Origin of the sequence: Lentilitoribacter sp. Alg239-R112, assembly GCF_900537175.1 — a bacterium.
Taxonomy (GTDB): Bacteria; Pseudomonadota; Alphaproteobacteria; order Rhizobiales; family Rhizobiaceae; genus Lentilitoribacter.
The window spans coordinates 652,600-667,247 of sequence record NZ_LS999834.1 but is presented as its reverse complement, the minus strand read 5'-3'; the positions used below and the strand labels follow the sequence as shown (position 1 = coordinate 667,247).

General features: G+C 45.6%; 13 protein-coding genes. 10 read left to right on the top strand and 3 right to left on the bottom strand.

Annotated features, from left to right (window positions below; translation table 11 throughout):
* Nucleotides 1-21 precede the first annotated feature (21 nt).
* Together hrpB and G3W54_RS16475 are read left to right on the top strand one after the other, a co-directional pair.
* Nucleotides 22-2,478, top strand: coding sequence for an ATP-dependent helicase HrpB (hrpB, locus tag G3W54_RS16480; RefSeq protein ID WP_162654356.1), 2,457 nt, complete (start codon nucleotides 22-24; stop codon nucleotides 2,476-2,478).
* Nucleotides 2,479-2,502: 24 nt separating this feature from the next.
* Nucleotides 2,503-3,804: an ActS/PrrB/RegB family redox-sensitive histidine kinase gene (locus G3W54_RS16475; RefSeq protein ID WP_162654355.1), complete on the top strand. Its 1,302-nt coding sequence runs from the start codon at nucleotides 2,503-2,505 to the stop codon at nucleotides 3,802-3,804.
* Nucleotides 3,805-3,812: 8 nt separating this feature from the next.
* On the opposite strand, the gene G3W54_RS16470 is transcribed toward G3W54_RS16475, so the two are convergent.
* From G3W54_RS16470 to G3W54_RS16460, 3 genes are all read right to left on the bottom strand, one after another.
* Complete coding sequence (locus G3W54_RS16470) at nucleotides 3,813-5,204, bottom strand: MATE family efflux transporter (RefSeq protein WP_162654354.1); 1,392 nt, start codon at nucleotides 5,202-5,204, stop codon at nucleotides 3,813-3,815.
* Between the two features lie 110 nt (nucleotides 5,205-5,314).
* Nucleotides 5,315-5,677, bottom strand: a complete 363-nt coding sequence (locus tag G3W54_RS16465) for a TfoX/Sxy family protein (RefSeq protein ID WP_162654353.1) — start codon at nucleotides 5,675-5,677, stop codon at nucleotides 5,315-5,317.
* Nucleotides 5,678-5,686: 9 nt separating this feature from the next.
* Nucleotides 5,687-6,088: a helix-turn-helix domain-containing protein gene (locus G3W54_RS16460; RefSeq protein WP_197742881.1), complete on the bottom strand. Its 402-nt coding sequence runs from the start codon at nucleotides 6,086-6,088 to the stop codon at nucleotides 5,687-5,689.
* A gap of 139 nt (nucleotides 6,089-6,227) precedes the next feature.
* Here G3W54_RS16460 and G3W54_RS16455 point away from each other — a divergent pair, with 139 nt between their 5' ends.
* The 8 genes from G3W54_RS16455 (at nucleotide 6,228) to rpsO (ending at nucleotide 14,441) form a co-directional block, all read left to right on the top strand.
* Nucleotides 6,228-6,644, top strand: coding sequence for a hypothetical protein (locus G3W54_RS16455; RefSeq protein WP_162654351.1), 417 nt, complete (start codon nucleotides 6,228-6,230; stop codon nucleotides 6,642-6,644).
* A gap of 150 nt (nucleotides 6,645-6,794) precedes the next feature.
* Nucleotides 6,795-7,406, top strand: a complete 612-nt coding sequence (gene rimP, locus G3W54_RS16450; RefSeq protein ID WP_162654350.1) for a ribosome maturation factor RimP — start codon at nucleotides 6,795-6,797, stop codon at nucleotides 7,404-7,406.
* An 85-nt stretch (nucleotides 7,407-7,491) separates the two neighbouring features.
* Nucleotides 7,492-9,159 (top strand): transcription termination factor NusA, encoded by a 1,668-nt coding sequence (gene nusA / locus G3W54_RS16445; protein WP_162654349.1) that lies wholly within the window; start codon nucleotides 7,492-7,494, stop codon nucleotides 9,157-9,159.
* Between the two features lie 23 nt (nucleotides 9,160-9,182).
* The gene (locus G3W54_RS16440; RefSeq protein WP_162654348.1) at nucleotides 9,183-9,806 is read left to right on the top strand and encodes an RNA-binding protein; all 624 of its coding nucleotides are present in this window, start codon (nucleotides 9,183-9,185) and stop codon (nucleotides 9,804-9,806) included.
* Nucleotides 9,807-9,899: 93 nt separating this feature from the next.
* Entirely contained in the window at nucleotides 9,900-12,476 is a 2,577-nt protein-coding gene (gene infB / locus G3W54_RS16435; protein WP_162654347.1) for a translation initiation factor IF-2, read from the top strand.
* A gap of 61 nt (nucleotides 12,477-12,537) precedes the next feature.
* Nucleotides 12,538-12,978 (top strand): 30S ribosome-binding factor RbfA, encoded by a 441-nt coding sequence (rbfA, locus tag G3W54_RS16430; protein WP_162654346.1) that lies wholly within the window; start codon nucleotides 12,538-12,540, stop codon nucleotides 12,976-12,978.
* A 3-nt stretch (nucleotides 12,979-12,981) separates the two neighbouring features.
* On the top strand, nucleotides 12,982-13,920 hold the full coding sequence (gene truB, locus G3W54_RS16425; RefSeq protein WP_162654345.1) for a tRNA pseudouridine(55) synthase TruB: 939 nt from the start codon (nucleotides 12,982-12,984) through the stop codon (nucleotides 13,918-13,920).
* 251 nt (nucleotides 13,921-14,171) lie between these two features.
* Complete coding sequence (gene rpsO, locus G3W54_RS16420; RefSeq protein WP_162654344.1) at nucleotides 14,172-14,441, top strand: 30S ribosomal protein S15; 270 nt, start codon at nucleotides 14,172-14,174, stop codon at nucleotides 14,439-14,441.
* Nucleotides 14,442-14,648 lie beyond the last annotated feature (207 nt).

Here is a 14,648-nt window from a genome sequence, read left to right as displayed (position 1 = left end):
ATTTGCGTTTTTGGAAAATGAATGAGTTCTTCATATCTTCCCATCAATGATGTTCTAAGCGACATTGAAGAAGAGTTGGCGCGACGAAATAATCTCATTATCGCAGCGCCACCTGGCGCAGGTAAAACGACTGTCGTTCCTTTGAAGATTTTGGAAAGCAGTTGGTATGAAGGTAGTAAGATCATCCTTATTGAACCGCGGCGTTTGGCGGCTCGTTCTGCAGCACACCGGATGGCTGTGTTACATGGTGATGATGTTGGCCAAACCATCGGTTATCGTATGCGGCTTGATACCAAGATATCCGATAAAACCCGTATTGAAGTGGTGACCGAAGGCGTTTTCACGCGGATGGTTTTGGATGATCCGGAACTATCCGGCATTGAGTGCGTGATCTTTGATGAGTTTCATGAACGCTCACTGGATGCGGATTTTGGTCTTGCGCTGACGCTTGATGTTCAGGCTGGTTTGCGGGAAGATCTCAAGATTTTGGTAATGTCTGCAACGCTCGATATTGAAGAAATCAACCGCATCTTACCTGATGCAGGTACGATCATTTCTGAAGGTCGAACTTTCCCGATTGATATTCGTTATCAACCACGACGAGCCAATGATCGCATTGAGGATGTCATGGTTGATGCGATCGCAAACATACTCGCATCAGAAGAGGGTTCCATTCTATGTTTCTTGCCCGGTCAGGGTGAAATAAAACGTGTTTACGGTCGGCTGGAAAACAGAATTGGCGATGGTGTCGAGTGTCATATGCTCTTCGGATCTATGCCAATGAAAGATCAGGATGCCGCAATCCAACCCGTTGTAGATGGTCGACGAAAGGTTGTGCTTTCTACTTCAATTGCGGAAACGTCAATTACAATTGAAGGGGTGCGGATCATCATAGATTCAGGACTTCGCCGAGAAGTTTTCTTTGAGGCTGTTACTGGCATTACGCGGCTTGAGACAATAAGAGCATCACAGGCCGCAACGACACAACGTGCAGGTCGTGCCGGTCGAACAGCGCCGGGAATCGCATTGCGTTTGTGGCAAAAAGAACAGCAAGCTGCTTTGCCGAAATTTACAGCACCAGAAATATTATCAAGTGATCTATCAACGCTTATGCTGGATTGTCTATCATGGGGTGTGAGCGACCTACATCAGTTAGCATTTTTAACAGAGCCACCGTCATCTGCAGTCGAGGCGGCTTTGGCCCTATTGCGTAAAATTGGCGCGATTGATCAAAAGGCTAAACTAACCGAACTTGGTAAATCTATCCGGTTGTTGCCATTGCCTGTGCGCTTGGCTGCTATGGTAATTGATGCGGCAAAACGTGGGCAGGCGTTGCTGGCAGCCAAATTATCCGTTCTTCTTTCCGAGCAGGGTTTGGGTGGTAATGATGTTGATATCGAATACCGCTTGCAGCGTTTTGAAAATGATAGAAGTAAACGCGCAGTTTCATCCCGCAAGCTGGCAGAGAGAATTGCCAGAATGGCAGAGCAGTCAGTTAAAACATTGCCAAGATATGATGCGCGGTCAGTTGGTGGATTACTCGCAACAGCGTTTCCAGATCGGATTGCAAAACAACGCAGTAAAGATGGTCAGTTCACGATGGCAAATGGCAGGGGTGCGGTGATTGATCATATGAATAAGCTAGCATCAGAGCCGATGCTTATTATCGCAGACCTAACCGGCAGAGCCGCCGCCCCGCGTGTATTGTCGGCATGTCGATTTGACATGGCTGAGTTGGATGATCTTCCGCACGGCGTTTTGCAAGAAGCTGAAGAGTGTTACTTTGATCGTCAAAGTCAATCGGTTCGAGCAAGGTATCAAAAGCGCTTGGGTGCAATTATCTTGCAGGAAAAACAGTTGTCTAAGCCTGAGGGCGCTGCCGCGGCAGAAGCTTTAGCGGATGGTATTTCACAAGTTGGTATTAAAAAACTACACTTTTCAAAGTCACTTCACCAATGGATAGATCGCTCTGAATATCTACGACTAAACTACGATGAAAATTGGCCGAACCTATCTGATGAAGGTTTGATTGGATCACTTGATCAATGGTTTTTGCCATTTCAAACTGATGTCCTCTCGATCAAGAATATTTCTGCGCAAAGTTTAGAATATGGTATTAAAACTCTTCTTAATTGGGATCAGGCACGACAGCTTGATGATATGGTGCCGACCCATTTTAAGCTTGAAAATGGAAAGAGTGCCATAATTGAGTATCGCAATGAAGGCCCTGCAATTTCACTTCGTGTGCAGCAATTTTTTGGCCAGAAGCATCATCCATCGATTTTAAATGGTAAGGTTCCATTACTTGTCGAGCTTTTATCGCCAGCGCAAAGGCCAATTCAGTTGACCCGTGATTTGCCCGGGTTTTGGAAAGGTTCTTGGTCAGATGTGTGCAGCGATATGCGGGGGCGTTATCCAAAACATGATTGGCCAGATGATCCTGCAAATGCTAAACCGCCCGTTAAACGCCAACGTTAAATTCTGGGTTGAGGTTATTATATAATGAATTTGTCATCGACAGCGGCTGAAGAGTTTTCGCGCTCACGTATGTTGCGTTTACAAACACTTATCAGGCTTCGCTGGTTGGCGGTAGCTGGTCAGATTGCAACGATATTGTTCGTGGCGATGTTTTTAAAGTTTCCGCTGCCGGTCGGTTATTGTCTAAGCCTTGTCGCTATTTCTATTGTTTTGAATATTTACTTGGCACAGAGGAACCCTTCTACACGGCGACTAACGCCAGTATCTGCAATGCTTGTACTTGGTTTTGATGTGCTTCAATTATCTGGATTGTTGTTCATGACGGGCGGTTTGGCAAATCCGTTTTCCATTCTTATATGTGTGCCTGTCATAATTTCCTCAGCATCTTTGCCAATGAGCCGCACACTCCTGCTTGGTCTGGTAACTTTTTTTAGTGTGTCCGTGCTTGGCTTCTATTCCTTGCCATTGCCTTGGTACGAAGGCACACAACTTGAAATTCCGCGTGTCTTTCTCTTCGGTGTGTGGATCGCGATTGTTTCAACCACAGCCTTTGCTGCATTTTATGCCTATCGCGTTTCTGCTGAAGCCAATGCACTCGCAGGTGCGCTAAGCGCCACGGAACTGGCGCTTCAACGCGAACAACATCTATCCGCAATTGATGGTTTGGCTGCCGCCGCCGCGCATGAGCTTGGCACCCCTTTGGCGACAATTTCTGTCGTGGCAAAGGAAATGCAGCGTGCAATCGGCCCGGACAGCCCCTTCCATGAAGATGTGCAATTGCTAACCAGCCAGAGTGAACGTTGCCGCGATATTTTGCAGAGATTGACCACTTTGTCAGCTGAAGATGAAGAGCATATGCGACGTTTGCCATTTAGTTCATTGATTGAAGAGGTTGTCGCCCCGCATCGTGAATTCGGTATTGAACTTATCAGCTCAATTGATGCAAAAACTGAAAATGAACCTGTTAGTCGTCGAAATGCTGGTATCCTGTTTGGGCTTGGAAATCTGATGGAGAATGCGGTTGATTTTGCATGTGACGAGGTGACGATAAAAGCCCGGTATGATGCAAATATCGTTGAAATAGTTATTACCGATGATGGTCCAGGCTATAGTCAGCATATGATTCAGCAGATTGGCGAGCCTTATATGAAACATCGTAGTGGCTCTCAGTTAGATAAGGCAGGCGGTTTAGGTCTAGGCTTGTTTATCGCAAAAACACTGCTAGAGCGTTCAGGTGCGAACCTCAAATTCAACAATCTTAAATATCCAGAAACTGGTGCGCAAGTTTCAATCCGTTGGCCCCGATCAGAGCTGGATGTTTTTTAGGTGAAAGCCTAGCTGGGTTGTGCGACTGCTTTCGGTTTTGAAAATAAAATGCCGCCAATTTGTTTGCGCGCAATACCTTCTGTTACAATAATTGAGAATAGCAGTCCCGTTATCACACTAGTTGCGACGCCAAGCCAGACACCCAAAGTGCCGAAATCTAGTAAGACAACGAAGATATAGACAAAGGCAGCGACCGCTAGCCCCTGTCGATAGATACCGATAATTAATGTCCAGACGGGCTTCTTAAAGGCCTGCAGTAAGGAGTTTATTGCAAACAGGACGAGATAAACGGGCAGAATAAAACCATCAACCCGTAGATATTGGGCACCTATTCTCTGCACTTCAGAATTATCTGAGAAAACTCCCATCAAAAGTTCAGCAGCGAGCCAGAGAATTCCGGATGCAGCAAGCATCATGACAATGCCAACTTTACAGCAGAACATAAATGCTTCACGCACGCGGTCGTAGTTTTTCGCCCCAAAGTTTTGTGCGGCAATAGGTAATAATGCGCCTGTGAGGCCAAAGGCCGGCAGCAGCAAAAGCTGCTCAACACGTAGTGCTACACCATAGGCAGCGACTGCGTCTCCACCAAATCCTTTCAGGTAAAATTGAATAACAAACCCAGAAAACATCATGACAACCATGGTGAAGCTGGATGGCAGCGCTTGTGCTGTGATGTCTTTATAAGTTGGAAAGTGAGGTGTAAAACTTGCAGGAGCATCTGCTTTCATAAGGTCAGATTTCCATACTCGATAGAGTATGAATGTCATTACACCTGTTTGGCTGACCACGGTTGAGAGTGCAAGTCCGGTGAAGCCGAAGCCATCAATAAAACCTGGAATGCCGAAGATAAACAATGGATTTAATATAAGATTTGCAAAGAAGGCGGCAATTTGTGCACGTTCCATAGAGACCGTATCACCTTGCGCCTGTAAAATACCATTAGCGCCAAATGTGAGTAAGAACGCCGGAGCTGCAAGCAACATAACGAGGAAATAATTGTTCGCTGCGTCACGATAAGCGCCTGCTTCTGTAATAATTGCAATAAGGTCTGCACCAAAGAAAAAGCCAAGAATACCGAAGAAGACAGACGCGATAGTGCCATATCCAATGCCTTGTGTCGCTATTTCTTTGGCCAAACGGTTATCTTTGGCTCCCAGTGCGTTGCCAACAAGCGCGCCCATAGCTGAGCTGAGGCCAATTCCAAGAGCAACCAGCACAAAAAAGACCTGAAAGGCTATAGCTAAGCCTGCTTGTGCATCGGTGGACAAAAGCCCCGCGTAAAACACATCAACAACATTGTAGAGTGTCGTAAAAATCATGCCTATGGCAGCGGGAATGGCGATTTTTTTGAAATGGTTCGGTATAGAACCTTCCGTGAGATCAAAAGTAGCTGACATGGTTTGCTTTCAGTATTTGGTGCGAAATCAGGTGTTTAAGTGAGACAAATCTTTGTGCGCCAGATTTTATGATGCGTCAACTCGTCTATATAATGCGGAAACGTCAGGATTTACTTCGTTTCTTTTGGTTTTTTAGGTGGAAGTTGACCGACAAAACTCATCGAAAGAGAAATCAATCCATCAAGATCATCGTTGTTGCACTCCGTGCAAGCCTTCTCAACAAGACCACCCATTCGCCGGCCTGTAAATGAGAGTGCTTTGGCGCCATACCGTGCAATCGCTTCGTCTTCGTTATCCTTGCCAACACGAAACATAAATTTGTCGATACCAGTTTTCTTCTCAATTGATACGCCGCCGATCATGTTGCCATGATGAAGAAAGCATATGCCGCCCATCATTTTTTTCTCGCCGACACCATCCATAAGACCCAATTTTTTACGAAATCTATCCGCAGTTTCTTCATTATATGCCAATGGAGGTCCTTAATTTAGTTTAGTTATCTGCTCATTTACGAGCGAAATGAGCTTCTTGGATTCTAAAATAGTGGCGTCAGCGTCATTTCGATAAGATGTTATAAAATCCCTTGGCACTTCTGTATTCTCATCATGACGCTCCGCCCACTCAATGATTGATAGGAAAATAGGAATAAGTTCCAATGCCTTTTCTGTTGGTAGGTAATAGACCTTCGATTTTTTAATTTGGTCTCTGTGACGCGTAAAAATTCCCGAAGCTTCCAGTTTGCCTAGTCTATCAGCAAGAATATTTGTTGATATGCCTTCACCTGCATCCAAAAACTCGCCGTAGTAGCGCCTGCCTTTGAACAGTACATCTCGGAGCAGCATAAAACTCCAGCGGTCAGCAAAGATGGATGCTGCGTACCGCACGGGGCATCCATCCCAGTTTATTTTAGAATCTTTCACCATGGGATGAGTTTAGCATATTATATAATACTTGCAATTAACAAGTGAATCACATTAAAAATAATTTACTTGCAAAAAACAAGTTAAACTTGGAGGAATATATATGAGTATTAAACGACAGATTGTGGCTTTCGCTTCTTACATTGCTGTTACATTTGCCTGGGCGATCATATGGAATTTAGTGTTTTTTAAAGAGGCATATTCAGCGCTTGCGGTGTCGGCATATAGGTCAGAGCCAATTATACCGCTTGGTTTTGTAGCAATCGTTATTCAAGCGATTACCATCACCTATCTATTTGGTAAATTTTTTCCACTCGCGCCAACTCTAAAAACGGCGCTGATGTTAACTGTAGGATTTGGTGTTTTCCTAATAACTTATGCCGCATTGGTCGTTCCGGCAAAATTTGCCGTATCTCCTACGTTTGAATATGTTGCTCTGGAGCTTGTTTTCGAAATAATCCATTTTGTCCTGATTGGATTGATGTTTTTTTCCATTTTTAGAAATGTTAAGTCTGTATGAGGAGAAGGTCGTCGATGACTCGCTTGCATTTTGTGGCAAATCATACTAAATAGATCACAAATCTTGATCTGATGAACAAGAGTGGGCCCTACCGGACCCGCTCTTTTTTGTTACTTGAAGACAATTTAACATTGACGGATTATGTGACACTTGGAACAAATATCTGAAATTGAGCCACGGCTTTTTGTAGAAACTGGATTAGAAGCTAAAGTTGCCGAGATCGTTGAGCCTGTGATAGAATCTATGGGTTTTCAGCTTGTGCGCATCCGCACCACAGGCGAAAACGGTTTAACGCTACAAATTATGGCTGAGCGCCCCGATGGCACTATGTCGGTACAAGATTGTGAAGCTGTTTCGCGTGCGATTTCGCCTGTGCTTGAGGTGGAAGATCCTATCGAGCGAGCTTATCATTTGGAAATGTCATCCCCCGGGATTGATCGTCCAATGGTTCGTAAAGGTGACTTTGTGCGCTGGGCTGGGCATATTTTAAAGTGCGAAACATCCGTGATGGTTGAAGGTCGCAAACGGTTTCGTGGTTGGATAGGTGAGGTTGATGAAACTGGTTTTGTCATTGAGCGCGATGATCCGTCACCCGATGAAGAGGCAATTTTGACAATACCGTTTTCTGCCTATGCAGAAGGAAAGTTGATCTTGACGGATGAGCTTATTGATCAGGCATTAAAGGCTGACAAGCAGGCAAAAAAGGCCCAGCGGAAAGCTGACAATGAGAATGGTTCACCGAACAACGGTACAACTGAGTAATAGAGTTAAGTGAATTTGGGATAGCCCAATTTGGGGCTGCTTAATTAGGGAATAAATGGGTTTATACCCTCATATGGAGACAAAAATGGCAGTTAGTGCAAATAGACTTGAACTGTTGCAGATCGCTGACGCAGTTGCGCGGGAAAAAGCTATTGATCGTGAGATCGTTATCGATGCTATGGCCGAAGCAATTCAAAAAGCGGCACGTTCGAGATACGGCACAGAATCCAATATTCAAGTTGATATTGACCCTAAGACTGGTGAAATTAAACTCACACGCATGCTGACGGTTGTTGATGTTGTTGAAGATTATTCTACTGAGATGGCTTTGATGATTGCACAAGATCGCGATCCAGATGCTAAAGTTGGTGATGAAGTGCACGATCCGCTTCCCCCAATGGACTTTGGTCGCATTGCTGCACAATCTGCAAAGCAGGTTATTGTGCAAAAAGTTCGTGAAGCAGAACGCGATCGCCAATTTGAAGAATATAAAGATCGTGTTGGTGAAATCGTCAATGGCACAGTTAAACGTGTTGAATATGGTAATGTGATTATCGATATGGGTCGTGGTGAAGGTATTATTCGTCGTGACGAAATGATTCCTCGTGAAAATGTTCGTTATGGTGATCGCGTTCGTGCTTATGTGCACGATGTGCGCCGCGAGCAACGTGGCCCGCAGATTTTTCTATCTCGTACACACCCCCAATTCATGGTTAAATTGTTTACGATGGAAGTGCCGGAAATTTACGATGGTATTATCGAAATTCGCTCTGTTGCTCGAGACCCAGGTTCACGCGCCAAAATCGCAGTGATTTCAAATGATTCGTCAATTGATCCAGTGGGTGCCTGTGTTGGTATGCGTGGTTCACGTGTGCAGGCTGTTGTTGGCGAGCTGCAAGGCGAGAAAATTGACATTATTCCTTGGTCTCAATCTCCTGCAAGCTTTATCGTGAACGCGCTTCAGCCAGCGGAAGTTGCGAAAGTTGTTTTGGATGAAGATGCAGAGCGTATTGAGGTTGTTGTGCCGGATGATCAGCTTTCACTGGCTATCGGTCGTCGCGGTCAAAATGTACGCCTGGCTTCTCAGCTTACCGGCTGGGATATTGACATCATGACAGAAGAAGAAGAATCTTCTCGTCGTCAGAAAGAGTTCACAGAACGTTCAGAACTCTTCATGAAAGCGCTTGATGTAGACGAAATGGTTGGTCAGGTTCTGGCCTCTGAAGGCTTTAGTCAGGTCGAAGAAGTTGGCTATGTTGAGCTTGATGAACTATCATCTATTGAAGGTTTTGACGCTGATACTGCACAAGAGCTGCAAACCCGTGCACGTGAATATCTCGATCGTATCGAGGGTGAACTTGACGCAAAACGCAAAGAGCTTGGTGTTTCGGATGAAATTCTGGCAATCGACGGTATTACAACGGCGATGCTCGTTGCCCTTGGCGAGGATGGCATCAAAACAATGGAAGATTTTGCTGGCTGTGCCGCAGATGATCTTGTTGGTTGGACTGAACGTAAAGATGGCGAAACAAAACGTTTTGAGGGCCTTTTCTCCAGTAAAGAAGTTTCCCGCGATGAAGCAGAAGCCATGGTTATGTCTGCTCGTTTAGCGGCAGGCTGGATTACGCAAGAAGAGCTTGATGCAATGAATGCAGCTGCGACTGAATTGGAAGAAGGTGAAGAAGCGCTCTTAGAAGAAGATCAACCGGCTGTAGAAGTAGAGCCTACAGCTGAATCAGTCTTTAAAGACTGATGTGAGCAAGGTGTTGACCCAGGATGGACAATATGAACGATCGCATGTGTATCGTTACCCGAGAAAAGCTACAGGCCGAAGAGCTTGTGCGCTTTGTCGTGGGTCCATCAGGGGAACTTGTTCCTGATTTAAAGCAAAAGTTACCTGGCCGAGGTTGCTGGGTTACTGCAAAAAAGTCTATTATTGATCAGGCAGTAAATAGAAATGTTTTTGCAAACGCATTGAAATCTAAAGTGGATGTGCCGGACAATTTATCGACATCGGTCGATATGTTGCTGACAAAGTCAACTTTAGGTATGATTGGGATGGCCCGTAAAGCAGGCCAGTTTATTACCGGATCAGCAAAAGTTGATACGGCTCTACGCAATGGCGAAGCAGTAGCAAGTTTTCATGCAACTGATGCCGCCGAAGATGGTATACGTAAGTTAAACCAAGCAAGAACATTTTACTCAAAGATGACGGAAGAAGCGATAATGCCTTCTTTTTCGTTGTTCTCGAGCGATGAAATGTCAAATGTGCTTGGCGAAGGAAATTTTATTCATGCGGCAGCCCTTGCAGGACGTGCGGGTGAAAGTGTATTGAAGCGAGCAAAGGCGCTGGCTGATTACAGAGAAATACCTATATCGGAAAAAGAAAACCAAAAATGACGAGTTTTTGATGCATTTCTTCGCGATGTGGTGTAACGGAGTGTAAAAGCTGGCAGCAGCTTGGGGTGAGACCCCAAAAGGAACGGAAGTTATATGAACGATAGTACAGACGATAAGAAAAATGAAACAGGCGCCAAAAAGACCTTAACGCTAAAGGGCGCAGGGCTTGGCCAGGGAACTGTGCGCCAGGATATAGGGCGTGGACGCTCTAAGTCTGTGGTCGTGGAAACACGGAAGCGTCGTATTTCTCGTCCTGACGAAGAAAAGCCTACAATTTCGTTGAAGCCACGTGAAAAAACACCACCGCCAGCTGCTGCTCCTGTTAAAAAAGAGCCGGCTCCATCGCCAATGCGCCCTAAACCAACTGTGCAGCAAGGTTCGCGCCTTTCTGCGAGCGAGATGGAAGCTAGACGTAAAGCGCTTGAAGGTTCACGTGTTCGAGAAGTTGAAGATCGTAAACGTGCGGAAGAAGACGCTCTTCGTCGTGCTGAGCAAGAAAAAATTCGTGCGAAAGAGGTCGAAGAGCTTGCTCGCAAACAAGCTGAAGAAGATCTAAGGCTACAAAAAGAAGCTGATGAGAAAAAACACGCAGAAGAAATAGCACGCAAAAAAGCACCTGTTGATGTCGTCAGTGAAACACCTGAGGCAGGGCGTCGTAATACCGGCAAAAAAGCGGATGCTGCACCTGCAAATAAAGCTGCGCCGCGTGGTGGTAAGCCGGCACGCCCAGAGGCACCAAAACCGACACGTAACCCACGTGGTCAAGATGATCGTCGTCGCGGCAAGCTGACACTTACTTCAGCCCTTAATGATGATGGCGGGCGTTCTCGTTCACTTGCAGCGACACGTCGTCGTCAGGAAAAAATGCGCCGGGCGCAAATGGAACCGGTCGAGCGTGAAAAAATTGCGCGTGAAGTGACGCTTCCTGAAACCATTACAATCCAAGAATTATCTCAGCGCATGGCTGAACGTTCTGTTGACGTTATCAAGTACCTTATGAAAGAGGGGCAGATGATGACAGCAGGCGATGTGATTGATGCGGATATGGCTGAGTTGATCGCCGGTGAATTTGGCCATACAGTTAAACGTGTGTCAGAGTCAGATATCGAAGATAAAATCTTTGATATAAAAGATGGCGATGATGACGGCGAACTCACACCACGTTCACCTGTTGTTACAATTATGGGTCACGTTGATCATGGTAAGACGTCATTGCTTGATGCATTGCGCAATGCCAATGTTGTTTCTGGTGAGGCTGGTGGTATTACCCAGCACATTGGTGCGTATCAGGTTGAGCAGGATGGTCAGAAAATTACGTTCATTGATACACCGGGTCATGCTGCCTTTACGGCAATGCGTGCACGTGGTGCTGAAGTAACTGATATTGCAATTCTAGTTGTAGCCGCGGATGATAGTGTCATGCCGCAAACGATTGAATCGATCAATCATGCGAAAGCCGCTGGTGTTCCAATCATCGTTGCAATTAACAAGATGGATAAACCGTCCGCTGATCCGCAAAAAGTTAGAACTGAGCTTTTGCAGCACGAAGTATTTGTAGAATCTATGGGTGGTGAGGTGCTTGAAGTCGAAGTATCAGCACTCAAAGGCACAAATCTTGATAAGCTACTCGAAGCAATTATCCTTCAGTCCGAGGTACTTGATCTAAAAGCCAATGCAGACCGCACGGCAGAGGGTACAGTCGTTGAAGCTAAACTAGATCGCGGTCGTGGTTCGGTTGCGACTGTTCTAGTTAGCAAGGGTACATTACATCCAGGCGAAATCATTGTTGCAGGTGATCAATGGGGTAAAGTACGTGCTCTGGTGGATGACAAAGGTGCTCATGTTAAAGAAGCTGGCCCCGCAGTTCCAGTTGAAGTGTTGGGTCTGAATGGTCCGCCACAAGCCGGTGATCGCTTTGCTGTCGTTGAAAATGAAGCAAAGGCACGTGAATATGCAGAATACCGTCAACGTCTGGCGCGTGATAAAGCGGCTGCACGTCAATCAGGTTCTCGTGGTTCACTTGAACAGATGATGACGAAACTTCAAGTTACTGGAACAAGTGAATTCCCGCTTGTTGTCAAAGGCGACGTGCAAGGTTCTATTGAAGCCATCATTGGCTCTCTTGATAAAATTAGCACAGATGAAGTCGCAGCTCGCGTCGTTCATTCTGCCGCAGGCGGTATTACAGAATCTGATGTGGCATTGGCCGAAGCATCTGAGGCGCCGATTATCGCCTTTAACGTTCGTGCAAGCAGACAAGCGCGAGATGCTGCTGAAGCTGCCGGTGTTGAAATCAGATATTACAGCATCATCTATGATCTCATTGATGATGTGAAATCTGCAATGTCTGGTCTCTTGTCACCAGAACGCCGCGAAACATTCCTTGGCTACGCAGAGATATTGGAAGTCTTCAACATCACCAAATTGGGTAAAGTTGCTGGTTGTCGTATCACGGAAGGCAAGGTTGAACGTGGCTCAGGTGTACGTCTCCTTCGTGATAATGTGGTTATCCATGAAGGCAGCTTGAAAACGCTTAAGCGCTTCAAAGATGAAGTATCTGAGGTTAATTCAGGTCAAGAATGTGGTATGGCATTTGAAAACTATGAAGACATCCGTGCAAAAGATGTCATCGAGTGTTTCCGTGTCGAGCACATCGAACGCTCACTTTAATTGAGCAAGTCGATTGCGCTTTCATGGCGCAATCGCTGCACTTAAATTTTGAGAATCTAAAATGGTAAAAGCAACAACGTCAGCGCCATCGCAACGCATGTTACGCGTTGGTGAGATGGTAAGGGCTGCGGTCACTAAAATCCTGCAGCGCGATGAAATTCGCGATCCGGATGTAGAGGGTGTGGTGATTACCGTGTCCGAAGTTCGCATGTCACCGGATCTAAAGATTGCAAATGCCTATGTAAAAGCACTTGGCCAAGATGATCAGAAAAACGTACTTAAAGGGCTAAATCGCAGTGCTAAATTCGTTCGCAAACGTTTAGGACCGGAGCTCAGTCATATGAAATATATGCCTGAGGTTAGATTTCGCGATGACACGAGTTTTGATAATTATAACCGTATTGATCAGCTGTTAAGTCGGCCGGAAGTTTTGCGCGATTTGGAGCAACCTGATATTGATGAGCCGTCTAATGATGGTCAGCCCGATGATAATGAGGCATAAAACGTGGCACGACAGCGAAAGAAAAAAGGTCGTCCGGTTTCAGGTTGGATTATCTTAGACAAACCCTACGACTTTGGTTCAACAGAAGCCGTTTCAAAAATAAAATGGCTCTTCAAAGCCCAAAAAGCCGGCCATGCCGGAACGCTTGATCCGCTTGCATCAGGTATGCTGCCGCTTGCACTTGGTGAGGCAACAAAAACTGTTCCTTATGTGATGGATGGGCGTAAAATTTACCAATTTACTGTGACTTGGGGTGAGCAGCGTTCGACTGATGATTTGGAAGGTGAGGTTTTAGACACCTCTGACCAGAGGCCAACAATCGAAGAGATCGAAGAGATTTTGCCGAACTATATTGGTGAAATCATGCAGGTGCCGCCACAATTTTCTGCCATTAAGATTGCTGGTGAACGCGCTTATGACAAAGCGCGTAGCGGTGAGGATGTCGATATTCCTGAACGCGAAGTCATTATACACCGACTTACTCTGATCGATGGTTCAGATCAAAACAAAGCCACATTTGAAGTTGAATGCGGCAAAGGAACATATGTTCGGGCACTTGCACGTGATTTTGGTCAAGACTTGGATTGTTTTGGTTATGTATCAAACTTGCGCCGTACATGTGTAATGCCGTTTGGTGAAGATCAGATGATCCCGTTATCTGAGCTAACGGCACTTGAAGAGATTGAAGATGATGCCGAGCGCTTGGCACATCTTGATGGCTACCTTATTGATACAGGCGAAGCGCTTTCATCTTTACCGCATATTGTTGTTACTGATCAACAAGCCTTGCGCATAAGAAGCGGCAATCCAGTTCTCCTACGCGGTCATAATGCTCCTGTTGAAGAAGATGAAGCTTATGCCACCGAAAGGGGTCAGCTGGTCGCAATTGGACAGATCACTTGTGGCGAATTTAGGCCTAAACGCGTATTCAATAATACATAGTTTCGACTTAATTAGATCAGTACGGATATAGTGCTAGCTAACTTGATGGTTTTTGCAAGGACGATCGCCATATAACTGACCACTTTAAATAAGTTCAGTGGTGAAAAACGCTGGCTTTTTGCTATTTTTTCGACTATACGCTGCGATAGCGGGTCTAAAGGTTAGTTCCGCTATTTGCATATGGCCCTCGCTGGACGATATCTCGGCGGTGGGCGACCCTGAAATCCTAAAATATAGAAAAGGATAATTCGATGTCGATTACGCCTGAACGTAAGGCTGAACTTATTGCTAAATTTGCTACTAAAGCGGGCGATACAGGTTCACCAGAAGTGCAAGTTGCGGTTCTTACAGAACGTATCTTGAACCTTACAGAACACTTCAAAGAGCACAAAAAAGACAACCATTCACGTCGTGGTCTTTTGGCTTTGGTTTCAACACGCCGTTCGCTTCTTGATTACCTCAAGAAAAAAGACGAAGCGCGTTACCAAAATCTTATTAAAGAACTTGGCCTACGTCGCTAAGATCTTGCTATTTGGCGCCCCGCTTATCGCAGGGCGTCATTTTTTTAAAAGCCCTGCATTTAGCCTTAATTCCGGTTATGCATTTGGCGATTGAAAATTTGCAGCCCAGATAAGCTGGGATGTAAAATTAACCGGTGGTCGGCTCGCGGGGCAGGATTATCAGATGCTTCACCTAATAAGAAGTTTCTTGTTGTCTTGCCCGCTGGC

Excerpts from the sequence above, each read along its gene's own strand:
- hrpB (WP_162654356.1), top strand. The coding sequence starts at position 22 with ATGAGTTCTTCATATCTTCCCATCAATGATGTTCTAAGCGACATTGAA.
- G3W54_RS16475 (WP_162654355.1), top strand. The coding sequence starts at position 2,503 with ATGAATTTGTCATCGACAGCGGCTGAAGAGTTTTCGCGCTCACGTATG.
- G3W54_RS16470 (WP_162654354.1), bottom strand. The coding sequence starts at position 5,204 with ATGTCAGCTACTTTTGATCTCACGGAAGGTTCTATACCGAACCATTTC.
- G3W54_RS16455 (WP_162654351.1), top strand. The coding sequence starts at position 6,228 with ATGAGTATTAAACGACAGATTGTGGCTTTCGCTTCTTACATTGCTGTT.
- nusA (WP_162654349.1), top strand. The coding sequence starts at position 7,492 with ATGGCAGTTAGTGCAAATAGACTTGAACTGTTGCAGATCGCTGACGCA.
- G3W54_RS16440 (WP_162654348.1), top strand. The coding sequence starts at position 9,183 with ATGGACAATATGAACGATCGCATGTGTATCGTTACCCGAGAAAAGCTA.
- infB (WP_162654347.1), top strand. The coding sequence starts at position 9,900 with ATGAACGATAGTACAGACGATAAGAAAAATGAAACAGGCGCCAAAAAG.
- rbfA (WP_162654346.1), top strand. The coding sequence starts at position 12,538 with ATGGTAAAAGCAACAACGTCAGCGCCATCGCAACGCATGTTACGCGTT.
- rpsO (WP_162654344.1), top strand. The coding sequence starts at position 14,172 with ATGTCGATTACGCCTGAACGTAAGGCTGAACTTATTGCTAAATTTGCT.